Raw genomic sequence first — 22038 nt, forward strand, 5'->3', positions numbered from 1 at the left:
GGTCAGGCGGGATCGAGGCGGAACACGGCGATCGTGTCCAGGTGCTCGGCGACCTGTTCCTCGGTGGCGTCGGCCGGCACCGGGAACGCCGACAGCGCCCACGGCACGTCGAGCGCCCGCAGGTAGCCGACGACGGCGGCCGCGGCCTCGGCGCGCCCGGGCTCGACCGCGCGGTGCGGCTCGTCGCCCGTGGCGGAGCGGATCGCGCACTCCGGCGTCGCCCGCAGGTTGCGCACCCAGTCCCGCCCACCGGTGGGGGAGACCAGGTAGCCGGCACCACCGTGCCCGACGACACCGATCGGGGTGTCGCGCGGCTCCCCGCTGCGCCGCCCGCGGGTACGCAGCACGCGCAGGGCGTAGCCGCCGTCGGGGACGGGGCCGGCGGGCATCTGCAGCACCCGGGCGGTCATGGAGGCGTTCGTCGCGGCGATCTCGGTGCGGTCCACGACGCCGAGCCTACGCCGGTACCTCGCTCACCGATCATCTCGATGAGCGAGGAACTGGTCGCGGGGTCAGACCGCGGCGGCCGACGCCCGGGTCACGAGGACGTCGCCGCTGCCGGTGCGTCCGGACAGCCGCACCGCGGGCGCCGTGGACGGGGTGTCGTGGCGGACGTCGAGCTCGGATCGGGCGCGGCCCGACCCGGTCGACAGGTCCAGCTCGGCGGCCACACCGGAGTGCACCCCGACCCGGACCGACCCCGACCCGGTGCCGAGCCGGACGTCACCGGAGACCGCGTCGGCGACGACGACGTCCCCCGACCCCGAGCGCACCTCGAGGTCCGCGGTGAGCTCGCCGACGCGGACGTCGCCGCTGCCGGTCCGGATGCGCGACGCGTCGCCGAGCGACCCGGCCTCGACGCTGCCGGAGCCGGCACGCAGATGCGCCCGGCCCGAGCACGTGCCCAGGTCGATCGACCCCGACCCGGTGGTGACGTCGGCGTCGCCGTGCACCTGGGCCACGCGGGCCGCGCCGGACCCGGTCCGCACCGCGGCCCAGGACGCCCGGCCGGTCAGCTCGACCGAGGCCGCGCCGGTCCGCACCGCGGGCCGCGACCCGGCGGGGGCGGAGACGGTGACCACGAGCGGCACCGCGCCGAGGGCCGGGTCGTCCGGCCCGCGGACCACCAGGCGTCGCGACGAGGCCGACCACTCGACGGTGACGGCGTCGACGGCGTCCGCCGACGGGTCGCCGGTGGCCTCCCAGGGGGCACCGACGATCGGGTCGAACCCGCGGCCGGACCAGCCCGCCCCGGCCCGGGGCACGCCGGAGCCGCCGGTCATCGAGCTGCCGATCCAGTCGAGCAGCCCGCCGAGGCCGCCGGACCACGGCGCGGTGCTGCGGTCGGCGGTGACCTCCGCGCGGACCTCGTCGGCCCCGTCGACCAGGTCGATCCGGACCCGGCCGGCGCCGGTCGTCACCTCGATCTCGGCGGCGCCGGCGCAGTCGAACCGCTCGCTGCGGGAGGGTGTTCCGGCGCCGCCCGTGGAGCCGTGGCCGCCGCCTGTGCTGTCGCCGCCTGTGCTGCCGGTGCCCGCGCTGCCGGTGTCGCCGGTCGGCGTGTGGCCGGTGCCATCGCCGTCGCCGCCACTCGCGCCGGTGGAGGCGCCGCTCTCCCCGGTGGGGCGGCTCCGGGAGCCGGTGTGGGCGTCGCCGTCGTGCGTGGCGTCACCGCTGCCGTCGTCCGGTCCGGGGCCCGTCTGTCCGTCGCTCATCCCTGCACCCATCCCCTCAGGTTGCGCCCGTCGCGGTGCGGACGGCCGGCGCGTCCCTCCGCGCCGGCCAGTGCCCCCTGCACCGCCTGGGACACCCAGGTGTTGAGCGAGACGCCCTGGGACTGGGCGGCACGCTCGGCCTGGGCCTTGATCTGCTCGACGATGCGCAGGGTGACCCGGCTGATGTCCCCGGCGTCACCGGAGAACGGCGAGCCACCGGAGGTCGGGCCACCGGAGGCGCCGCCGCCGAACGGGAAGCCGCCGAACGGCGAGGTCCCCTCGCTCGCCGGGGCCGGGTCCGGGGTGGCGGAGTGTCCCGGCTCCGGGTCGCCCCCGGACACCGACACGCGCACCTCCCGGCCGTGCAGGCGGACCTCGACCGAGCGGTCGCCGAGCGCGGCGGTCGCCTCCGAGGCCAGGTCGGACAGGGCGTTCATGATCGCGAGCCGGGCGGCGGGCTCGATCGCGGAGCCGAGCAGAGCCGCCGTGCGGCGGGTCTGCTCGTCGCCCGCGGCCGCCGCGGCGGCGAGGTCGTCGCGCAGCTGCGCGACATACGACGTGAGGTCCATGACACCACTATGGCGTCACTCCTGACATCACGCCACTCGTTCGTGGCGTCGGTGGCGACGTCGCAGCGCACCGGGGGTGCCGCGGCCGCCACCGTCGGTGCGGGCGCGGGGCCCGGCGGGTGCCGGAGACGCCGGTCGTTACCCTCGCGGCATGCCGGAGACCGCGCCGAAGACCGTCCCGCTGACCGTGCAGCTCGTCGCGAAGACCGAGTTCACCCCGCCCGCGGACGTCCCGTGGTCCACCGACGCCGACGGCGGCCAGGCGCTGGCCGAGTTCGCCGGCCGCGCCTGCTACCAGTCGTGGACCAAGCCGAACCCGCGCACCGCGACCAACGCCGGCTACATCGCCCACATCCTCGAGGTCGGGCATCTCTCGGTCCTCGAGCACGGCTCGGTCAGCTTCTACCTGACCGGTATCTCGCGCTCCCTGACCCACGAGCTGATCCGGCACCGCCACTTCTCCTACTCCCAGCTCTCGCAGCGCTACGTCCCCGAGCGTGACGCCGCGATGGTGGAGCCCGACGTCATCGCCCAGGACCCGGAGCTGCACGAGCTGTTCCTGCAGGCCTCGGCCGACGCGCTCGCGTCCTACGAGAAGCTCCTCGAGGGTCTGGAGGCGCGCTTCGCCGACGTGCCGAACGGCACGCTGCGGCGCAAGCAGGCCCGCCAGGCCGCGCGGTCGGTGCTGCCGAACGCCACCGAGACCAAGATCGTCGTCACCGGGAACTACCGGGCGTGGCGGCACTTCATCGCGATGCGCGCCTCCGAGGCCGCCGACGTCGAGATCCGCAACCTCGCCGTCGAGTGCCTGCGCCAGCTGCAGGTCGAGGTGCCGAACGTGTTCGCGGACTTCCAGATCCAGACCCTCGCCGACGGCACCGAGATCGCCTCCAGCCCACTGGTGGCCGAGGGCTGAGCGAGGCTCACCGAGCGGGTACCGGCGCCGAGCACCGGCTCAGGCCAGGACGGCGTGCACCCGTCGTCGCAGGTCCGGTAGGTCCCGCACGACGAACCCGCGTCCCTCCTTCTCCAGCAGGCCCTCCGCGACCAGCCGGGACAGCTCACGGCTGGTCGTGACCCGGGTGAGCCCCACGAGCAGCCCCAGCTCGTCGACGGCGGGGCGGATCGACAGCCGGGCCACCTCGTCGAGCGCGATCTCGCCGTAGGCCTCCACCAGGTGGCCGAGCAGCAGGATGATCCGCTCGCGGGCGGGCAGCCCCTCGATGAGCACGTGCAGCTGCATGACGCGCTGCTTGTAGGCGATCCGTCGGGTGATCTCGAGCAGCAGTTCCGGCTCCTCGCGGGCGGCGCTCAGCAACGCGTCGCGGCTCACCGAGACGATCTCCGACGGCCGGGTGCAGACCGAGGCGAGGTGGCGCGGCCGTCCGTCGACGCAGGCCGCCTCGCCGAGGCTGGCGCCGGGCTCGGCGTAGGCCAGGGAGCGTTCCGAGCCGTCGGGCCGGTGCAGGTAGATCCGCACCCGCCCGGACACGACGAGGTGGAACCGCGACGACAGCTGGCCCTGGGTGTAGACGTGCTCGCCGCGGGCGTAGTGGCGGGGGCTGCCCAGCTGCGCGATCCGCGAGGTCAGCGACGTCCACGGGGCGGTCAGGAACGGCGAGACCGGGTGGTCGTCGAGATCGGGGGCGGGCAGCGCGCGTACGGAGCCGTTGGGCCGCCGCGCCGCGCCGCTGCTCATGGTCCCGCCTCCCGGCCGTCGCCGATGGTCCGTCCGGACGGTAGCGGGCTGGGGCGCCTGCGGGTAGGCGGGACGACCCGGACGCCGAGGGGTGCGTCCGGGCCGTCGGGGTCCGGGGGTGCCGGCCGGCGGCCGCCGGCACCGGGTGGGTGCGGTGCGGCCCGCCCGGACGGGCCGCACCGGTGGCCGGTCAGGCGGCCGCGAGCTGTGCGTCCTGCTCGGCGAGGGAGTCCGCGTCGGTCTGCGGCAGGGCCAGCGTGCAGAGCAGGCTGATCAGCGAGACCGCCGAGAGCAGCAGGCCGATGCCGAGGCTGCCCAGCGTCGACGCGGCGAGCGCCGCGGCGAACAGCGGGACCACGCCGCCGCCGAAGACGCCGGCGAGGTTGTAGGCGATCCCGGCGCCGGTGTAGCGGAACCGGGTCGGGAACAGCTCCGGCAGCTGGGCGCCGATCGGGCCGTAGGCGATGCCGACGACGCCGAGCACCAGCGACAGGCCGAGACCGAACGACCACACCGTGCCGATGTCGATGATCGGGAACGCGACGAGCCCGGCGACGACCGAGGCGATGTTGCCGCCGACGACCATCTTCCGGCGCCCGACCCGGTCGGACAGGATCGCCGAGGCGATCGTCGTCAGCGCGAAGACGATGCCGCCGACGATGCCCATGGCCAGCACCGACGGCCGCGGCAGCTGCAGCTGCTGGGTGCCGTAGCTGGTCAGGTAGGTGACGCCGATGTAGAAGAAGGCGAAGACCGCGGTCGTCGAGCCGGCGCCGAGGAACACCGCGGCCGGACGGCTGGTGAAGACCTCGGTGATCGGGAGCTTCGTCGAGACCGGGCCGCTGTTCTTGAAGCCCGCGGTCTCCTCCAGCGCGAGCCGCACGTAGAGCCCGACGGCCACGAGCAGCACCGACCCGATGAACGGGATGCGCCAGCCCCAGGCCAGGAACGCCTCGTTGCTCATGGTCAGCGCGGTGACCAGGAAGGTCGCCGACGCCAGCGCGAACGCGACCGACGGGCCCAGCTGCGGGAACAGGGCGTACTTGCCCCGCGCCTTGGTCGGCGCGTTCTCCGCGGTCAGCAGCGTGGCACCGGCCCACTCGCCGCCGACGGCGAGGCCCTGCAGGATGCGCAGCACCACGAGCAGGATCGGCGCGAGGACGCCGATCGTGCCGGTGGTGGGCAGCAGGCCGATGGCCAGCGTCGAGAAGCCCATCAGCAGCAGCGTGGTGACCAGCGTGCCCTTGCGGCCGAGCCGGTCGCCGAAGTGGCCGAACAGGACCGACCCGAACGGGCGCGCGACGAACGCGACGCCGAAGGTGGCCAGGGCGAGCGCGGTACCGGCCGCCGCCCCGAGCTCGGGGAAGAAGACCTTGTTGAACACCAGGGCCGCGGCGGTGCCGTAGATGAAGAAGTCGTAGAACTCGATGACCGTGCCGGTCATGCTCGCGAGCGCGATCCGGCGCATCGACCGCGGCGGCTGCGTGGTGGCAGCGTTCGTCACGTGTGTTCTCCCCGTCGAGAAGCGTGTAGTGGGACGGACCGGAGTATCCGGACACGGACAGGTGAGATCTGTATCACCGGCTACAGATGGCCTGCGTTCCGTCAGCCGTTTGTCGACCGTTCGTCGCGCGGTGCGGCCCGGGGCGGGCCGGACTAGGTTGGGGGCGTGAGCCTCGCCACCGCCGAACGTGCCGCCCTGTGTGCCGAATTCGAACGCTCGGGCCCCGACCGCCCGACGTTGTGCGAGGGGTGGAACGCCCGGGACCTGCTCACCCACCTGCTGGTGCGGGAGCGGCAGCCGTGGAACGCCGCGGGGATCGTGGTGCCCGCCCTGTCGGGCATGACCGACAAGGCGATGGACGGCTACGCGTCCGCGGCCTGGCCGAACATGATCGACGACCTGCGCAAGGGCCCGCCCGCGTGGTCGCCGTTCAAGGTCGGCAAGGTCGACGAGATCGCCAACGGCGCCGAGTTCTTCGTCCACCACGAGGATCTGCGCCGCGGGGAGCCCGGCTGGGAGCCCCGCCCGTCCGACCCGGAGCGCGACGGACAGCTGTGGAACCTGCTGCACACCCAGGCCAAGCTGCTGTTCCGGCGCAGCCCGGTCGGCGTGGTCCTGGCCCGCCCGGAGGGTGCGACCCAGGTCGTCGCGACCGGTTTCGGCGTGGTCACGGTGACCGGCGAGCCCGCCGAGCTCGTGCTGCACGCCTTCGGCCGGGACGCCGCGCGGGTCGAGGTGACCGGTCTGCCCGCCGACGTGGAGGCCTACCGCGGCGCCCCGTCCGGGATGTGACCGGGATCCGTCGGCCCCGGGCGGTACCGTCACCAGTCATGAGCACCGGTCCCGAGCCCGCCCCCGGCGGGCAGCAGCACCCGCCGCGCCGACCGTTCGGCGAGGTGCTGACCGCGATGGTCACGCCGTTCGACGCCGACGGCGAGCTGGACCTGGCGAAGGCCGAGGAGCTGGCGAACCACCTGGTCGATCTCGGTAACGACGGGCTGGTCGTCAACGGCACGACCGGTGAGGGACCGACGACGTCGGACATCGAGAAGTCGGAGCTGATCCGCGCCGTCGTGTCGGCGGTGGGGGACCGGGCGACGATCGTCGCCGGGGCGGGCACCTACGACACCGCGCACTCGATCGAGCTGGCCCGCAGCGCGGAGCGCGCCGGTGCGCACGGACTGCTCGTGGTGACGCCGTACTACTCGCGGCCGCCGCAGGAGGGCCTGCTCGCCCACTTCACCGCCGTCGCCGACGCGGGCGACCTGCCGGTGATGCTCTACGACATCCCGCCGCGCAGCGTGATCGGCATCGATGTCGACACCTTCCAGCGCCTGGCGCAGAACCCGCGCATCGTCGCGGTGAAGGACGCACGCAACGACCTGCGGGTCGGCACCGAGGTGCTCGCCACGACCACGCTGGCCTACTACTCCGGCGACGACCCGGTGAACCTGCCGTGGCTCTCGGTCGGGGCGGTCGGTTTCGTCAGCGTGATCGGCCACGTCGTCGCCGACCGGCTGCGCGCCATGATCGACGCCTACCACGCCGGTGAACACCAGCGGGCCCGTGCGCTGCACTACGCGATGCTCCCGGTGATCCGCGGGATGGGCCGGGTCGGCGGCGCGGTGTTCGCCAAGACGGCACTGCGGCTGCGCGGCATCGACGTCGGCGACACCCGGCTGCCGCTGCCGCCCGCCACCGAGGACCAGGTCGCGGCGATCGCCGGCGACCTCGCCGTCGCCGGGGTGGCGCTGGACCCGCAGGCCCGCCCGAACGCCCCCGCCTACCAGCCCGGCCACGGCGCCCTGGGCGGACGCACCGCAGCCGACGTCGGCGCCGAGGTCGCATACCACCGCACCTGAGCAGGTGCGCCGGCTCCGCACCCGAGCGGGCCCCGAGAACACGAACCAGAGAACACGAACCCATGTGAGGCACGAACCCCTGTGAGTCCCCAGCGCAACGACCGACGCAACCGGCCCGGCCGGACGCTCTCCGCGCCGCCGGAGAACATCGAGCGCCCGGAGCTCCCGGACGCCCCGCCACCCGCCCTCGCACGGGGCGGCCTGCGCGTCTACGCGCTCGGCGGCATCGGCGAGGTCGGTCGCAACATGACCGTCTTCGAGTACGAGGGCCGGCTGCTCGTCGTCGACTGCGGCGTGCTGTTCCCGTCCGACTCCGAGCCGGGCATCGACCTGATCCTGCCCGACTTCCGGACCCTCGAGGGCCGCCTCGACGACATCGACGCGCTCGTGCTGACCCATGGCCACGAGGACCACATCGGTGCCGTGCCGTGGCTGCTGCGCATGCGCCCGGACATCCCCGTCGTCGGGTCCCGGTTCACGCTCGCCCTGGTCGCGGCCAAGTGCAAGGAACACCGCCTGACCCCGCACCTGCAGGAGATCAAGGAGGGCGACCGGGTGTCCCACGGCGGGTGGGACTGCGAGTACTTCGCGGTCAACCACTCGATCCCCGACGCCGTCGCCGTCGCGATCCGCACGCCCGCCGGACTGCTGCTGCACACCGGCGACATCAAGCTCGACCAGCTCCCGCTCGACGGGCGGCTCACCGACCTGGGCGGGTTCTCCCGGCTGGGCGAGGAGGGCGTCGACCTCTTCCTGGTCGACTCCACCAACGCCGAGGTGCCGGGCTTCGTCACCCCCGAGGCCGACATCGGGCCGGTCATCTCCGACCTGGTCCGCCGGGCGCCGTCGCGGATCATCCTGGCCTGCTTCGCCAGCCACGTGCACCGTGTCCAGCAGGTGCTCGACGCCGCGCACGCGCACGGCCGCAAGGTGTGCCTGACCGGGCGCTCGATGGTCCGCAACATGGGCCTGGCCGACGACCACTCGCTGCTGAACATCCCCGACGGGCTGCTCGTCGACATCGACGAGGCGATGCGCCTGCCCGACGAGAAGCTGGTGCTCGTCTCCACCGGATCGCAGGGCGAGCCGCTCGCCGCGCTGTCCCGGATGGCGCGCGGGGACCACCGCAGCATCACGATCCGTCCGGACGACACGATCATCCTGGCCAGCTCGCTGATCCCGGGCAACGAGACCGCCGTGTTCGGCGTGATCAACGGGCTGACCCGGCTCGGCGCGACCGTCGTGCACCAGGGCAACGCCCAGGTGCACGTCTCCGGGCACGCCCCGGCCGGCGAGCTGTTGTTCCTCTACAACGCGGTGCGCCCGTCGAACGTCATGCCGGTGCACGGGGAGTGGCGCCACCTGCGGGCCAACGCCGCGCTCGCGCGTCGCACGGGGGTGCCCGAGGAGTCGGTGGTCATCGCGGAGAACGGCGTGGTCGTGGACCTCGTCGACGGCCGCGCGGCGATCACCGGCCGGGTCGAGGTCGGGCAGGTCTACGTCGACGGGCTGTCGGTCGGTGACGTGGGCGAGACCACTCTCGGTGACCGCATCGCGCTCGGCGAGGGCGGTTTCATCGCGATCAACGTGGCGATCGACCACAAGACCGGCCGTGCGCTGTCGCGTCCGACGCTGTCCGGCCGTGGGTTCTCCGACGACCCCAAGGCGCTCGACGCCGCCCAGTCGCTGGTCGAGGACGAGCTGTCCCGGCTGGAGAACGAGAACGTCACCGACCCGCACCGGATCGCCCAGGGCGTGCGGCGCGTCGTCGGCCGCTGGGTGTCGGACACCTACCGCCGCCGCCCCATGATCGTCCCCACGGTCATCGCCGTCTGAGTGTGTGGAGGGGTCGTCGACCCCTCCACACCCGCGTCGGTCCCCGGTTCGATCACCGAACCGGGCTACCGTGTGTGACATGGCGGGACGCACGGGCACGGGCAGGACCACCACGACTGCGGCCGCGGGCCGCGGCTCGGGGCGGTCGGGCTCGCGCGCGTCCACCGCCCGCAAGCGCCCGTCGGCAGGCCGCAGGCCACCGGCCCGCCGCCAGGGCCCGGACCTGGTCGACCGCGGGATCGACGCGGTCGGCCGGGGCGTGGCGAAGACCGTCCGCGCCTCCGGGCGCGCGGTCGGGCGCACCCGCGAGATCGACCCCGCGCACCGCCGTGACGGCATCGGCTTCGGCATGCTCGTGCTCGCCGTCATCGCCGCCGCCGGGCTGTGGTGGCAGGCGGGCGGCTCGGTCGGCTACTGGTTCACCTTCCTCGTGCAGGCGGTGATGGGCCAGGCCGGCGTGGCGCTGCCGGCGATCCTGCTGGGCATCGGCATCGTGCTGGTCACCACCGAGGGGCACCCGGAGGCCCGGCCGCGGATCGTGACCGGCAGCCTGCTGCTCGCCCTCGGCGTGCTCGGGCTGGTGCACCTGGGCGCCGGAGCGCCCGCCGAGCCCGACGCCTGGCGCGGCGCGGGCGGCGCGGTCGGCTACGTCGCGGGGACCCCGCTGAAGGCCGGGCTCAGCCTGTGGACGGCCGTCCCCGTTCTCGTCCTCCTGACGCTGTACTCGGTCCTGCTGGTCACCGGCATCCCGGTGCGGGAGCTGCCGGACCGTTTCCGCAGGCTCACCGGACAGCTGCCGCCCGAGCAGGACGACGAGGAGGACACCGGCGCGGGCCGCCCGCGCACGGTGGCCGACGCCGTCGCCGAGCGGGACGGGCAGGCCGGGGACGCCGCGGAGGCCCCGAAGAAGCGGCGCCCGGCGCGGCGCAGGCAGGGGGCCGCGGAGGCCGACGCGTTCCGGACGGAGGAGGGCGAGCACGCCCCGGCCCCGGTGGACCCGTCGCTGCCCGGCGTCCCGGACGAGGAGGCGCCCGCCGCCGTCCCCGCCGCGGCCGCACCGCCGGCGACGAAGCCGCGCAAGCCCGTCGTCGAGACGCCGCAGGTCGCGGACGAGCCGCTCGAGGGAGAGCAGCTCTCGATGGCGATCCGCGAGCCGCAGTCCGACACCGAGTACATCCTGCCGCCGGCGGACACCCTGGAGTCCGGGCCGCCGCCGAAGTCGCGCAGCTCCGCCAACGACGCGATGATCGAGGCGATCACCGGGGTCCTCGACCAGTTCAACGTCGACGCCCAGGTCACCGGCTTCACCCGCGGCCCGACGGTCACCCGCTACGAGATCGAGCTCGGCCCGGCGGTGAAGGTCGAGAAGATCACCCAGCTGCAGCGCAACCTCGCCTACGCCGTCGCCAACGACAACGTGCGGCTGCTCGCGCCGATCCCCGGCAAGTCCGCGGTCGGCATCGAGGTGCCCAACACCGACCGCGAGATGGTCCGCCTCGGCGACGTGCTGCGCTCGGGCAACGCCCGCGCCGAGCAGCACCCGATGGGCATCGGCCTGGGCAAGGACATCGAGGGCCACTACCTCGTCGCGAACCTGGCGAAGATGCCGCACCTGCTGGTCGCGGGCTCCACCGGTTCCGGTAAGTCCAGCTTCGTCAACTCGATGCTGGTGTCGCTGCTGACGCGGGCCACGCCGGACGAGGTCCGGATGATCCTCATCGACCCGAAGATGGTCGAGCTGACGCCCTACGAGGGCATCCCGCACCTGATCACGCCCATCATCACCCAGCCGAAGAAGGCCGCCGCGGCGCTGTCCTGGCTGGTGGAGGAGATGGAGCAGCGCTACCAGGACATGCAGGCCAACCGGGTCCGCCACGTCGACGACTTCAACCGCAAGGTCCGCACCGGGGAGATCACCGCCCCGCCCGGGTCCGAGCGGGTGTACCGGCCCTACCCGTACATCATGTGCATCGTCGACGAGCTCGCCGACCTCATGATGACCGCGCCGCGCGACGTCGAGGACGCGATCGTCCGGATCACACAGAAGGCGCGTGCGGCCGGGATCCACCTGATCCTGGCGACCCAGCGGCCGTCGGTGGACGTCGTCACCGGTCTGATCAAGACCAACGTCCCCAGCCGCCTGGCGTTCGCGACGTCCTCGCTCACCGACTCGCGGGTCATCCTCGACCAGCCGGGCGCGGAGAAGCTGATCGGCATGGGCGACGCGCTGTACCTGCCGATGGGCGCCGGCAAGCCGGTCCGCATGCAGGGCGCCTTCGTCGACGACGACGAGATCTCGAAGGTCGTCGCGTTCACCAAGGAGCAGGCCGAGCCCAGCTACACCGAGGGCGTCACCGCGCAGAAGGCCGGCGAGAAGAAGGAGATCGACGCCGACATCGGCGACGACCTCGACCTGCTGCTGCAGGCCACCGAGCTGATCGTCACCTCGCAGTTCGGGTCGACCTCGATGCTGCAGCGCAAGCTGCGGGTCGGGTTCGCGAAGGCGGGCCGGCTGATGGACCTGCTCGAGACCCGCAACATCGTCGGCCCCTCGGAGGGCTCGAAGGCCCGCGACGTGCTGGTCAAGCCGGACGAGCTGGAGGGTGCTCTCCTCCTGATCCGCGGCGGCGGGACCGCCGACGGCGGCGAGATCGCCGACGAGGACGAGTGACGCCGCGGGTGACGGTTGCGGGGCGGTGATGATCCCGACACCGTCGGTGATCGACTTTTCGGGCCGACGGGTTAACGGGACGGTCACGTTCGTGCCAGAGTGACCAGGGGTCGCCGGCCGGCGACCGCACGTCGTGCTGCCCGTCGTCGCCGGGCAGAGGAGGTTGTGGCTGGTGTTCTGGAGGAAGAAGGACCGTCGTCGCCCGGCGCGGGGCACCACCGACCGGCATGCGCTCGTCCCGATTCCGCTGACCGGCGGTGTGCTGTCCGGTCAGGTCCGCGACCAGCAGGGCGGTGCCCTGGCCGGTACCGAGGTGTCGGTGATGGACCCCGCCGACCGGCGCGCGGTGCACGTCGAGACCGACCCGTTCGGCCGGTTCGCCGCGTCGCTGATGCCCGGCCGGTACCGGGTGCGTGTCGAGGCCGGCGGCTACCAGCAGGTCACCGACGTCGTCGAGGTGTCCTGGGGCGAGCACGCCGACATGGGCCACATCGTCCTCGGCGAGGACCCGGCGCTGCGCCCGCCGCGCCCCGGCGTCTTCGTGATCGACGGCGACCACAGCTCGGTGCGCTTCGTCGCCCGGCACATCGGCATGTCCAAGGTGTACGGCCGGTTCAACCGGTTACAGGGGCAGATCCGGATCGCCGAGCCGTTCGAGGAGTCCTCGGTGGACGTCGTGATCGACGCGGCCAGCGTCGACACCAATGTCGCAGCCCGCGACACGCACCTGCGCTCGGCCGACTTCCTGGACGTCGAACGCTTCCCCGAACTGCGCTTCTCCAGCGTGCGCTTCGTCGCGCACGGCGGGAACCGGTGGACCGTGGACGGCGACCTCACGCTGCACGGCCTCACCAGCGACGTCTCGCTGGACACCACGTTCCTGGGCACCGCGGAGTGGAACGGTGACCGGGTCGGCGCGGTGGCCACCACCCAGCTGCACCGCGAGCACTACACGCTCAACTGGCAGCAGACCATCGCCAAGGGACTGCCCGTGGTCGGGTCGACGATCCAGATCCAGCTCGACGTGCAGGCGATCCGGCAGTCCTGACCTCCGGTGCTCAGTACTCCGGGAGCGCGAGGGCCGTGGCGGCGGTCGCGGCCCAGTGCTCGGCGAGCCCGGGAGCGGCGGCGTCCGGGGCGGTCAGCTCCCGGACGCGTGCGGCGTTGGTCAGCGCCAGCTCCTGGTTCGCCTCCACCCAGCCGCGCATCCGCCGCTCGTGGGCGGCGGCCGCAGGCCCGGGGGCGCCGCCGGTGCGCGCGAGCTCGCCGGCCAGCACGTAGGCACCGACCACGGCCAGCGTCGTGCCCTGGCCGGACAGCAGCGTGGGGCACCAGGCGGCGTCGCCGACGAGCGCGACCGGACCGCGCGACCAGGCCGGCAGCCGCACCTGGGTGACCGGGGTGAGGTACAGGTCCTCGGCGCGGGTCATGCCGGCGAGCAGCTCGGGCAGCCACCAGCCCCCGCCGGCGAAGTGCCGCGCCACCAGGGCGCGCTGCGCCCCGAGGTCGCGATGGTGGTAGGTGGCGTCCGGGTCGGAGAAGCCGAGCATCACCCGGACCTCGGTGTCGTCGCGTGCGGTGTAGAGCCCGGCCATCGCGTCGGGGCGCTGCAGGAACACCTGCCAGCGGCTCAGCTCGAAGGTGTTGGGCAGGGTGAACACGGCGACGTGCTGGCCGAGCGGGACCAGCCGGCCGTCGTCGTCGGGGCCCAGGGCCAGGCGCCGGACGCCGGAGTGCTGGCCGTCGGCGCTCACCACGACGTCGTAGTGCTCCTCGGTGCCGGACGCGAAGCGGACCCGGGTACCGCCCGCCGGGTCCGGGTCGAGGGCGACGACGCGGTCGCCCCACCGGTGCTCGACGCCGTCGAGCGCGCCGGTGAGCAGGGCGGCGAGGTCGTCGCGGAGGATCTCGACGTCGTCGCTCGCGACCGGCCCGCCGGTGAGCGTCACCTCGGTACTGCGGAAGACCTCGGTGCCGTCCTCGTCGACCAGGGACATGCCGTCCATCGCGGTGCGTGCGGCTCGCAGCGCGGCTCCGAGCCCCATCCGGTCGACGACGGTCAGCGCGGGCCCCCGGACGTCGACGGCCTGCCCGCCGGGCCGCGGTCCCGGCGCCGACTCGACGACGACGGGCCGGAACCCGTGCCGCCGCAGCCACCACGCGAGTGTCGCCCCGGCGATGCCGGCCCCGCTGATCAGGATGTCGGTCATGCGTCCTCCCTCGGTACGGTGTACGAGATCACCATGACCTCACGAGCTGGGACGACGCCTGGCCTGTAGCGGTACAGGTGGTACAGGGAGGTGCGGTGGACGGGTCGCCGACGGACCGGGTCGCGGCCGCGGTGCGCGCCCGCATCGAGGCGGGCGACCTGCGCCCCGGGGACCGTGCGCCGTCGGTGCGCGCGCTGGTGGCCGAGCACGGCGTCGCGATGTCCACCGCCGCCCGGGCGCTGACCCGGCTGCGCGAGGAGGGTGTGCTGCACACGACGGCCCGGGTCGGTTCCGTCGTCGCCGGGCCGGCGGGACACCCGGGTCCGGTGCCGCCGCCGGACACGGACCGGCTGGTGCGGACCGCGATCGGCATCGCCGACGACGAGGGCCTGGCCGCACTGTCCATGCGCCGCCTCGCCGGTGCGTTCGGCGTGCCGACGATGTCGCTGTACCGGCTGGTCCGCAGCCGCGACGAGCTGCTGCTCGCGATGCTCGAGGCGGCGTTCGCCGAGCTGGTGCTGCCCCCGGCCGACGGGCCGTGGCGGGCCCGGCTGGAGGGGGCGGTGCACGCGCAGTGGCGGGTGCACCGGCGGCACCCGTGGCTCGCGCGGGTGCTGTCGCTGTCCCGTCCGCAGGCGCTGCCGTCGCTGCTGCGCTTCGCCGAGTTCGAGCTCGCCGCGCTGGAGGAGGTCGTCGCCGACCCGGTGGAGCGGTTCGACCTGCACCTGGCGCTGACCGGGTTCGTGCGGGGGATGGCGCTGACCCTGGCCGCGGAGCAGGAGGCGCAGGCCGACACCGGCGTCGACGCCGACACCTGGGCCGACCACGACCCCGGGCTGCGCACCGCGCTGCGGCGCCACGGCGGGCCCGCGCTGCGCCGGATCGGGGACCACCCCTACGACCTGCAGCGGGTCCTCGACACCGGGATCGCCCGGTTCCTCGACGGGATCAGCTGAACCCCTGCTGCCGCCACGCCTCGTAGACGGCGACGGCGGCGGCGTTGGCCAGGTTCAGCGAGCGGTTCGACGGCCGCATGGGCAGCGCCACCGTGCCCGTCACCCAGTCCGCGCCCGCCACCTCCGGCGGCAGCCCGGTCGACTCGCGGCCGAACAGCAGCACGTCCCCGTCGGAGTAGGCGACGTCGGTGTAGCGGACCGGCGCGCCCGGCACGAACGCGAACACCCGGGCCCCCGCGGCGCGCACCCAGCCGGCGAACGCGGCCGTGTCGTCGTGCACGACGACCTCGGCGAGGTCGGCGTAGTCGAGCCCGGCCCGGCGAACCGAGCGCTCGTCGAGGGAGAAGCCGAGCGGCCGGACCAGGTGCAGCTCGGCGCCGGTGTTCGCGGCGAGCCGGATCGCGTTGCCGGTGTTCGGCGGGATCTCCGGGGTGTGCAGGGCGAGGCGGACCACGCGCTACTCGTACCAGGTGCCCCCGCTCCAATGGTTGCCGTCCGGGTCGGCGATCTCGAACAGGCGGCTGCCGTAGTCGGCGTCGAAGGGCGCGTGCACGACGGTGGCACCGGCCGCGACGGCGCGGGCGAACAGGGCGTCCGGGTCGTCGCAGACGAGGTGGACGGCCGCGCCGCCGGGTGGGCGGCACCCGTCGTGGGCGGGGCCGAGCATCACGCCGCCGGGGGCACCGGTGGACCCCGTGCGCACCAGCTCGGCGTGGACGATCGTGCCGTCGTCGCCGGTGTGGACGGCGCGCTCGGTGAAGTCCAGCGCCGAGGTCAGGAACGTGACCAGGGCGCGCGGGTCGGGGCTGGACAGGCTGGGCCAGAGGCCGGGCAGGTCGCTCATGGGTGCGAGGGTGCCGGGGACGGGCTCCGCGGTCGTGGACGAATCGGAGCCGCCGGCCGGACCCGCTCGGCCCGCCAGGTCGACGCGGTGGTGCCCGCCAGGTCGCGGAAGTCGCGGGCCAGGTGCTGCTGGTCGGCGTAGCCGCAGATCGCGGCCAGCTCGGCGAGCGGGGGAGCCGACGGGCGGCGCAGCAGCGTGCACGTCCGCTCGAACCGGATGACCCGTGCCGCGGACTTCGTCGCGAGCCCGGTCTCGCGTCGCAGCCGCTCACCGAGGTGGCGCTGCGACCAGCCGACCTCCCCCGCGACGTCCGCGACGCGCGCGGTCCCGCCGCTGCGGGCCAGCAGCTCCCAGGCGCGCACCACCTCCGGCGGCGCGTCGCCCGGACGGTCCCGGGCGTCGGCGACGGCGCACAGTGCGGCGTCGAGCAGCGCGCAGCGCCCGGCCCACCCCGGCTCGGCGCGCAGCCGGTCCAGCAGGGTGTCCAGGCCGGGGAGGAGCAGTGCGAGGTCGACGACGTCGCCGGCCAGCTCGCCGGCGGGCAGCCCGAGCAGCGTGCGGGCCCCGCGCCAGGTCATCTCCAGCTGCATCCCGGCCTGCCGGGGGCCGGTCGCGAGCACCGCGGGTGCGGCGTGCAGGCCGGCTGCCGAGGCGGCGAACCGGCCCGGGCCGCGCCGCGGATCCGGAGCGGCGAGCAGGTCGACCGCACCGTCCAGGCAGAGCACGACGGTCAGGTGGGCGCTCGACACGCCCTGGTGCGTCCCCGCCGGACCCGCGGGGGAGGACCAGCACCAGATCCCGGACACGAACGGGCGCAGGCGGACGGAGGGACGCCAGCGCCGGGCCCCGTCGGACATACGGGCCAGGGTAGCGCCGCCGGGACGGGGAGGCCGGGAGTCCGGAACGGACGATCGTCGGCGACGCCCGGACGCGCCCGTGCCGCCAGGTGTTCCGCGGTCGTTCGTCGAACGGTCGACGGGGGTCCACCGGGGGTGCCCGGCGATCCTGAGAACGGCCGCTGGGCCGAAAAGTGAGCGGTTGTCGCACGCGGCCGTCCGTCGTAGTGGACAGGGCTCTTCACGGAATGGATCTTAGGGCGGTCGTCGCCCAATCGCTCCGTTCGGACGAAACATTTCCTTAATCGATCCCATGTCCATTCGATCTCTCTGGAGATCGAAATGACACCGGGTCGGCAAGATCGGAATTGTGAGATCTCCCGGTCCGTATTCGTCGGGGGAGGCAGATCGGTTCGTGGTGTGTCATGGTTCCGATTCGGAGTGGGGAACGCGGGGCGTTCCGGGGTGCTGTCCGGTAATCGCTCAATGGAGAGGGACGGGGTCATGAGTAACGCCTCCAAGATCGGAATGGCCGTCGTCGGCGGCTATGTGCTGGGAAGAACGAAGAAGGCCAAGCTGGCGATCATGCTCGGGGGTGCGCTCGCCGGGCGGAAGCTGAATCTGACGCCTGCCGGAGTCGTGTCGCAGGCGTCGAAGGTGGTGGCGGGGTCGCCGGAGCTGACCCGGCTGTCCGACGCCGTGCGCGGCCGGCTGTTCGAGGCGGGCAAACAGGCCGCGGTGTCCGCGGCCGGCAACCGGCTCGAGGCGCTGACCAACTCGCTCGTCGAGCGGGTCGAGAACCTCGGCAGGCCGGTCGAGGAGGTCGCCGGCGCCGCCGGTGACGCTGCCGGGGCGGGTGTGGAGAAGACCGGTGACGCGGCCGGTGCGGCCGTCGAGGGCGCCGGTGCTGCCGCCGGTGCCGCCGGGGACACCGCGGAGAGCGCGACCGACGCCGTCGGGGACACGACCGACGCCGTCGGGGACACGACCGACGCCGTCGGCGACGCCGCCGGGGAGGCTCCGGTGGTCGGCCGGGCCGCGAAGGGCACCACCCGCGCGGCCGGGTCGGCGACGCGGGGAGCGGGCCGGGCGGTCGCGGGCACGACGTCGAAGGCGCGCCGTCCGCGGTCGGCCGACGCCGACTCCGAGGACCCCCCGCGCCGGCGGACCGCACGGTCGTCGGGCTCGGGGTCGTCGTCGGGACGTGCGGGATCGTCGAGCCGGTCGTCGTCGGACTCCGACTCCGAGGGCCGCGCGGCCCCGGCCCGGCGGACCGCGCGGTCCTCCTCGGGCCGCAGCTCCGAGTCGTCGTCCTCGTCGTCCTCGGGGTCGTCGGGCAAGGGCGGCTCGCGCAACGGCCGGGCGCCGCGCTCGGGCGGGCGTGCGACGAAGAAGTCGGAGGCGCGGGCCGATGGCTGAGGAGCGGGACGGCAGCACCTCGGTGCTGGACCAGCTGCCCACCGACCGCCTGAAACAGGCCGGGCAGCTGCTGTTGAAGGCGGCCGCCGACCGTGCGGTCGGCGCCGCGATGAACCAGGTGGAGGGACTCACCGAGCGGCTGACGGGCGTCGCCGAGAACGGTGGGACGGGTCTGGGTGCGGCCCTCGGCGGGGGTGGCTCGGAGGAGGGGGGCAATCCGGTGACGAACGCGGTGAAGGGCGGGTTCTCGGCCGTCAAGGACAAGGTGATGGGGGCCGTCGGGCTCGGCGGCGACGACGACTCCGAGGACTCCGAGGGCGGCTCCGGCGGCGGTGGTTCCGGCGGGGGCCGCGGCAAGTTCAAGTTCATGAACATCGTCGAGCACCTCGACGTCGGTGTCCCGGTGCGGGTCGCCTACGACCAGTGGACGCAGTTCGCGGACTTCTCGACCTTCATGAAGAAGGTGCAGTCGGTCGACCAGGAGTCCGACGAGAAGACGAACTGGAAGGCCCAGGTGTTCTGGTCGAAGCGCACCTGGAGCGCGACGATCATCGAGCAGATTCCGGACACCCACATCATCTGGCGTTCGCAGGGTGCCAAGGGTTATGCCAACGGGTGCGTGTCGTTCCACGAACTCGCGCCGAACCTGACCCGCGTCGTGCTGATCCTCGAGTACTACCCGGTCGGCCTGTTCGAGAAGACCGGCAACATCTGGCGCGCCGTCGGCCGCCGGGCCCGGCTGGAGTTCAAGCACTACGGCCGGCACGTGATGGTCGAGACCCTGCTCAATCGCGAGGAGCTGGAGGGCTGGCGCGGGGAGATCCGCGACAGCGAGGTCGTCAAGACCCACGAGGAGGGGCTCGAGGAGGAGCGCGAGGCCGAGTACGACGACGAGGACGCCGAGTACGACGACGAGGACGCCGAGTACGACGACGACTACGAGGACGCCGAGTACGACGACGACCTCGCGGAGGACGACGACCTCGCGGAGGACGACGACCTCGCCGACGAGGAACCGGTCGAGGACGACGACCTCGCCGACGAGGAACCGGTCGAGGACGACGACTACGCGGAGGAGGACCTCGACGAGGACGACCTCGCCGACGACGAGGCCGTGGACGAGGAACCGGCCGACGGGCCCGACCCGGAGTACGACGACGCCGAGTACGACGACCCCGAGTACGACGACGCCGAGCCGGAGGAGGCCGAGGCCGAGGAGCCCGAGCCGGAGGAGGACGGCGGCCGACGGGCCGGGAGCCGTCGCCGTCGCACGGCGGGCTCCCGTGCCTGACCCGGCCCGGCACCTGCGAACGGAGGGACGGACACCGTGACCGTCAGCCATCGACAGGGGGGCGGCGGCCGTGTCGACCGCGCCCCGCAGGGCGACCTCGCCCAGGTCATCGACCTGATCCTGGACAAGGGTCTCGTCATCGACATCTTCGTGAAGGTGTCGCTGGTCGGGATCGAGCTCGTCACGATCGACGCCCGCATCGTCGTCGCCAGTGTGGACACCTACCTGCGGTTCGCGGAGGCCACCAACCGCCTCGACCTGCACCAGAAGGGCGGCAAGGACCTCGGCGAGGTCGTCAGCGGCATCTCGGAGGGCGGCTCGAAAGGGGTCTCGAAAGGAGCCACCAAAGGAGTGATCGAGGCGGGCAAGGAGAAGTTCGACGACCTCCGGGGTGAGCGTCGCTCGCGGAAGGAGAAGAGCGGGTGAGCAGCGCGACCTACGTCTACGCCGTCGTCGCCGCCGACATCGACCTGCCCGAGGGGCTGACCCCCGTCGGCGGCGGTGAGGAGGTGGCGGTGATCGACCACGGGCGGCTCGCCGCAGTCGTCAGCGACGTCCCGCGCGACGCCCCGCTGGGCAGCCGCGAGGACCTCCTGGCCCACGAGCGCACCGTGAACACCCTGGCCGGGAGCACGACCGTGCTGCCGATGCGGTTCGGCGGCGTCGTCGACGACGACCGCGCCGTCGTCGACGAGCTCCTCGCCGCGCACCAGGACTACTTCGCCTGGGCGCTGGAGCAGCTCGACGGCTGCCGACAGTTCGTGCTGACCGGCCGCTACGACTCCGACCGCCTGGTGGCGGGCATCGTCGAGGCCGACCCGGAGATCCAGCAGCTCGGTGAGGCCGTGCGCGGCAAGGACCCGGACGCCACGTACTACGAGCGCATCCGGCTCGGTGAGGCGATCGCGGGCCACGTCGAGCGCATCCGGTCCGACGACGCGGACCTCGCCGTGGAGCGGCTGGGCCCGTTCGCGGTCGCGACGTCGGTGAAGGAGCCCGCCGCCGAGGACGGCGCCGTCGAGCTGGCGCTGCTGGTGCACCGCGACCGGGTCGGCGACTTCGAGCAGGCGGTCGACGCGCTCGGCGACGAGTGGGACGAGCGGGTGCGGCTGCGCCTGATCGGCCCGGTCGCACCGTACGACTTCCTGCCCGAACCACCGGAGGCCGAGGGCTGATGGGGCTCTTGCGCGGCCTGCTCGGGCTGCCGCTCGCACCGCTGCGCGGCGTCGTCTGGGTGGGGGAGCAGCTGCAGGACCAGGCCCATGCCCGGCTCTACGACCCGGTCGCGGTGCGCCGGCAGATCGACGAGGTCGAACGGGCCTACGAGCAGGGGGAGATCTCCGAGGCCGACCGCGACGCGCGTCAGGAGGTCCTGCTGGCCCGGCTGACGGGGCGACCGGGGGACGGCCGTGGCTGAGCCGGAGGACCGGCCGTCCGACGAGCGACCGCGTCGTCGCAGGTCGGGAGAGCCGGCCCGTCGGCGGGACGGATCGGAGGCTCCGGTGCGGCGACGGGCGGGGGAGGCTCCGCCGCGTCGGTCGCGGGACGGGGAGGACCCGCCCCGCCGCCGGTCGGCGGACGACGACGCCGCGCCGCGCCGCCGGTCGGCGGACGGGGGGCAACCGCCCCGGCGGCGCCGTCGGGCCGACGGCGGGTCGTCGCGCCGCCGCTCCGACACCGCGGACGACCGGGCGGCCGACGCGCCGTCGGCGCGGGACGGACGCGGTGCACCCGACGGCGGGTCCGAGCGGCGTCGCGACACCGGCGAGCGGCCGGTGCGTCGTCGCTCCGCCGGGGACGAGCCCGCCCGTCGTCGCCGGTCCGGCGACGACGGTGCGACCCGGGAGCGGCCCGCGCGCCGCACCCGGCCCCGCGCCGGCGACCGGGCCTCGGCGACGCCACGACGTCGCCGTGACGACACGGAGGAGCAGCCCCCGCAGCGGCGGCGTCGCCCGGCGGGCGGAGGCCCGCGGCGGGGACGCGCCGGCCGCGACGAGCCGGACCGGGAGCCGGTGGGCGACCGGGACGAGGAGGTCCTGGACGACACCGGGGCCGACGACGGGACCGGGGACGAGGTCCGGCCCGGCGACGGGGCCGACACCGACACCGGGGACGACCGGGAGTCCGATCTCGACGTCGACGAGCCCGATCCCGATCCCGAGTCCGAGGAGGAGGAGGAGGAGCCCGAGCCGATGGCGGACGAGCTCGGTGCCGACGACGAGGACGACGGCTCCGACGAGGACGACGGCTCCGACGAGGACGACTTCCCCGAGGACGAGGGACCGGACGACGAGGTGACGGAGGACGAGGAGCCCGGGGACTCCGAGGACGAGGAGCCGGAGGAGCGACCCGACCCACCCCGGCGTCGCATCGGCGCCCGCGCGGCCGCCCGCGCCGCCGTCGAACAGATCGTGGAGATGACCGGCCGCGCACCGGAGGGGGTCACGTTCGTCCGCAGGCAGGACGACGGCTGGCTGGTCGGTGTCGAGGTCGTCGAGACCGAGCGCATCCCCGACTCCTCCGACGTCCTCGCCGTCTACGAGGCCGAGCTCGACGACGAGGCCGAGCTGATGTCGTACCAGCGGGTCCGGCGCTACCCGCGCGGCCGCGGCGACGACGACTGAGG

General features: G+C 74.0%; 22 protein-coding genes. 13 read left to right on the forward strand and 9 right to left on the reverse strand.

Going from position 1 to position 22038, the window contains the following annotated elements:
* Window positions 1-2 precede the first annotated feature (2 nt).
* The 3 genes from MTO91_RS08025 to MTO91_RS08035 all read right to left on the reverse strand — a co-directional run bounded on the left by MTO91_RS08025 (window position 3) and on the right by MTO91_RS08035 (window position 2284).
* Window positions 3-446, reverse strand: a complete 444-nt coding sequence (locus MTO91_RS08025) for a nitroreductase family deazaflavin-dependent oxidoreductase (RefSeq protein ID WP_476654170.1) — start codon at window positions 444-446, stop codon at window positions 3-5.
* A 66-nt stretch (window positions 447-512) separates the two neighbouring features.
* The gene (locus tag MTO91_RS08030; protein WP_476654171.1) at window positions 513-1715 is read right to left on the reverse strand and encodes a DUF4097 family beta strand repeat-containing protein; all 1203 of its coding nucleotides are present in this window, start codon (window positions 1713-1715) and stop codon (window positions 513-515) included.
* Window positions 1712-2284, reverse strand: a complete 573-nt coding sequence (locus tag MTO91_RS08035) for a toxin-antitoxin system HicB family antitoxin (protein ID WP_357439079.1) — start codon at window positions 2282-2284, stop codon at window positions 1712-1714. The genes MTO91_RS08030 and MTO91_RS08035 overlap by 4 nt, the downstream gene beginning before the upstream one ends.
* Window positions 2285-2435: 151 nt before the next feature.
* Between MTO91_RS08035 and thyX the strand changes: the two genes are divergently transcribed.
* Entirely contained in the window at window positions 2436-3200 is a 765-nt protein-coding gene (thyX, locus tag MTO91_RS08040; RefSeq protein ID WP_062401161.1) for an FAD-dependent thymidylate synthase, read from the forward strand.
* Window positions 3201-3239: 39 nt separating this feature from the next.
* Here the strand turns inward: thyX and MTO91_RS08045 are convergent, their stop codons facing one another.
* Together MTO91_RS08045 and MTO91_RS08050 are read right to left on the reverse strand one after the other, a co-directional pair.
* Entirely contained in the window at window positions 3240-3983 is a 744-nt protein-coding gene (locus MTO91_RS08045; protein WP_357439081.1) for a Crp/Fnr family transcriptional regulator, read from the reverse strand.
* 190 nt (window positions 3984-4173) lie between these two features.
* The gene (locus tag MTO91_RS08050; protein WP_100880029.1) at window positions 4174-5487 is read right to left on the reverse strand and encodes an MFS transporter; all 1314 of its coding nucleotides are present in this window, start codon (window positions 5485-5487) and stop codon (window positions 4174-4176) included.
* 165 nt (window positions 5488-5652) lie between these two features.
* On the opposite strand from MTO91_RS08050, the gene MTO91_RS08055 reads away from it, so the two are divergent.
* From MTO91_RS08055 to MTO91_RS08075, 5 genes are all read left to right on the forward strand, one after another.
* Window positions 5653-6279, forward strand: coding sequence for a TIGR03085 family metal-binding protein (locus MTO91_RS08055; RefSeq protein WP_062401167.1), 627 nt, complete (start codon window positions 5653-5655; stop codon window positions 6277-6279).
* Between the two features lie 38 nt (window positions 6280-6317).
* On the forward strand, window positions 6318-7349 hold the full coding sequence (gene dapA / locus MTO91_RS08060; protein ID WP_179760681.1) for a 4-hydroxy-tetrahydrodipicolinate synthase: 1032 nt from the start codon (window positions 6318-6320) through the stop codon (window positions 7347-7349).
* A 147-nt stretch (window positions 7350-7496) separates the two neighbouring features.
* Entirely contained in the window at window positions 7497-9185 is a 1689-nt protein-coding gene (locus tag MTO91_RS08065; protein ID WP_476654834.1) for a ribonuclease J, read from the forward strand.
* Window positions 9186-9264: 79 nt separating this feature from the next.
* Window positions 9265-11856 carry an FtsK/SpoIIIE family DNA translocase gene (locus MTO91_RS08070; RefSeq protein WP_476654172.1) on the forward strand — a complete coding sequence of 864 codons (2592 nt, stop codon included), beginning with the start codon at window positions 9265-9267 and terminating at the stop codon, window positions 11854-11856.
* A 133-nt stretch (window positions 11857-11989) separates the two neighbouring features.
* Complete coding sequence (locus tag MTO91_RS08075; protein WP_476654173.1) at window positions 11990-12904, forward strand: YceI family protein; 915 nt, start codon at window positions 11990-11992, stop codon at window positions 12902-12904.
* Window positions 12905-12914: 10 nt separating this feature from the next.
* On the opposite strand, the gene MTO91_RS08080 is transcribed toward MTO91_RS08075, so the two are convergent.
* Entirely contained in the window at window positions 12915-14066 is a 1152-nt protein-coding gene (locus MTO91_RS08080; RefSeq protein ID WP_476654174.1) for an FAD-dependent monooxygenase, read from the reverse strand.
* A gap of 95 nt (window positions 14067-14161) precedes the next feature.
* On the opposite strand from MTO91_RS08080, the gene MTO91_RS08085 reads away from it, so the two are divergent.
* A complete protein-coding gene (locus MTO91_RS08085) occupies window positions 14162-15022 on the forward strand; it encodes a winged helix-turn-helix domain-containing protein (RefSeq protein WP_405418532.1) in 861 nt (286 codons plus the stop codon).
* Here the strand turns inward: MTO91_RS08085 and MTO91_RS08090 are convergent.
* Genes MTO91_RS08090 through MTO91_RS08100 form a run of 3 tightly spaced genes read right to left on the reverse strand, consistent with a single transcriptional unit; the run spans window position 15015 to window position 16723 of the window.
* The gene (locus MTO91_RS08090) at window positions 15015-15476 is read right to left on the reverse strand and encodes a tRNA (cytidine(34)-2'-O)-methyltransferase (protein ID WP_208819473.1); all 462 of its coding nucleotides are present in this window, start codon (window positions 15474-15476) and stop codon (window positions 15015-15017) included. The two genes, MTO91_RS08085 and MTO91_RS08090, sit on opposite strands and share 8 nt — an antisense overlap.
* Window positions 15477-15479: 3 nt before the next feature.
* The gene (locus tag MTO91_RS08095) at window positions 15480-15866 is read right to left on the reverse strand and encodes a VOC family protein (protein ID WP_405418530.1); all 387 of its coding nucleotides are present in this window, start codon (window positions 15864-15866) and stop codon (window positions 15480-15482) included.
* Window positions 15863-16723 (reverse strand): helix-turn-helix domain-containing protein, encoded by an 861-nt coding sequence (locus MTO91_RS08100; RefSeq protein WP_405418528.1) that lies wholly within the window; start codon window positions 16721-16723, stop codon window positions 15863-15865. Before MTO91_RS08100 ends, MTO91_RS08095 begins: the two co-directional genes overlap by 4 nt.
* A gap of 483 nt (window positions 16724-17206) precedes the next feature.
* On the opposite strand from MTO91_RS08100, the gene MTO91_RS08105 reads away from it, so the two are divergent.
* From MTO91_RS08105 to gvpO, 6 genes are all read left to right on the forward strand, one after another.
* Entirely contained in the window at window positions 17207-18121 is a 915-nt protein-coding gene (locus tag MTO91_RS08105) for a hypothetical protein (protein WP_405418527.1), read from the forward strand.
* Window positions 18114-19412 carry an SRPBCC family protein gene (locus MTO91_RS08110; protein ID WP_476654175.1) on the forward strand — a complete coding sequence of 433 codons (1299 nt, stop codon included), beginning with the start codon at window positions 18114-18116 and terminating at the stop codon, window positions 19410-19412. The genes MTO91_RS08105 and MTO91_RS08110 overlap by 8 nt, the downstream gene beginning before the upstream one ends.
* Before the next feature lie 36 nt (window positions 19413-19448).
* Entirely contained in the window at window positions 19449-19838 is a 390-nt protein-coding gene (gene gvpJ, locus MTO91_RS08115) for a gas vesicle protein GvpJ (protein WP_062401185.1), read from the forward strand.
* On the forward strand, window positions 19835-20587 hold the full coding sequence (locus MTO91_RS08120) for a GvpL/GvpF family gas vesicle protein (RefSeq protein WP_251784775.1): 753 nt from the start codon (window positions 19835-19837) through the stop codon (window positions 20585-20587). The genes gvpJ and MTO91_RS08120 overlap by 4 nt, the downstream gene beginning before the upstream one ends.
* On the forward strand, window positions 20587-20829 hold the full coding sequence (locus MTO91_RS08125) for a gas vesicle protein GvpG (RefSeq protein WP_073578106.1): 243 nt from the start codon (window positions 20587-20589) through the stop codon (window positions 20827-20829). Before MTO91_RS08120 ends, MTO91_RS08125 begins: the two co-directional genes overlap by 1 nt.
* Before the next feature lie 358 nt (window positions 20830-21187).
* Window positions 21188-22036, forward strand: a complete 849-nt coding sequence (gene gvpO, locus MTO91_RS08130; protein ID WP_476654176.1) for a gas vesicle protein GvpO — start codon at window positions 21188-21190, stop codon at window positions 22034-22036.
* The last annotated feature ends 2 nt before the right edge of the window (window positions 22037-22038 follow it).

It is taken from the genome of Pseudonocardia sp. 2-7 (assembly GCF_056341085.1).

Coding starts and splice junctions, on each gene's coding strand:
- MTO91_RS08095 (WP_405418530.1), bottom strand. CDS start 15,866: ATGAGCGACCTGCCCGGCCTCTGGCCCAGCCTGTCCAGCCCCGACCCG.
- MTO91_RS08045 (WP_357439081.1), bottom strand. CDS start 3,983: ATGAGCAGCGGCGCGGCGCGGCGGCCCAACGGCTCCGTACGCGCGCTG.
- MTO91_RS08080 (WP_476654174.1), bottom strand. CDS start 14,066: ATGACCGACATCCTGATCAGCGGGGCCGGCATCGCCGGGGCGACACTC.
- dapA (WP_179760681.1), top strand. CDS start 6,318: ATGAGCACCGGTCCCGAGCCCGCCCCCGGCGGGCAGCAGCACCCGCCG.
- MTO91_RS08125 (WP_073578106.1), top strand. CDS start 20,587: ATGGGGCTCTTGCGCGGCCTGCTCGGGCTGCCGCTCGCACCGCTGCGC.
- MTO91_RS08110 (WP_476654175.1), top strand. CDS start 18,114: ATGGCTGAGGAGCGGGACGGCAGCACCTCGGTGCTGGACCAGCTGCCC.
- MTO91_RS08030 (WP_476654171.1), bottom strand. CDS start 1,715: ATGAGCGACGGACAGACGGGCCCCGGACCGGACGACGGCAGCGGTGAC.
- MTO91_RS08105 (WP_405418527.1), top strand. CDS start 17,207: ATGAGTAACGCCTCCAAGATCGGAATGGCCGTCGTCGGCGGCTATGTG.
- MTO91_RS08035 (WP_357439079.1), bottom strand. CDS start 2,284: ATGGACCTCACGTCGTATGTCGCGCAGCTGCGCGACGACCTCGCCGCC.
- thyX (WP_062401161.1), top strand. CDS start 2,436: ATGCCGGAGACCGCGCCGAAGACCGTCCCGCTGACCGTGCAGCTCGTC.
- MTO91_RS08070 (WP_476654172.1), top strand. CDS start 9,265: ATGGCGGGACGCACGGGCACGGGCAGGACCACCACGACTGCGGCCGCG.
- MTO91_RS08100 (WP_405418528.1), bottom strand. CDS start 16,723: ATGTCCGACGGGGCCCGGCGCTGGCGTCCCTCCGTCCGCCTGCGCCCG.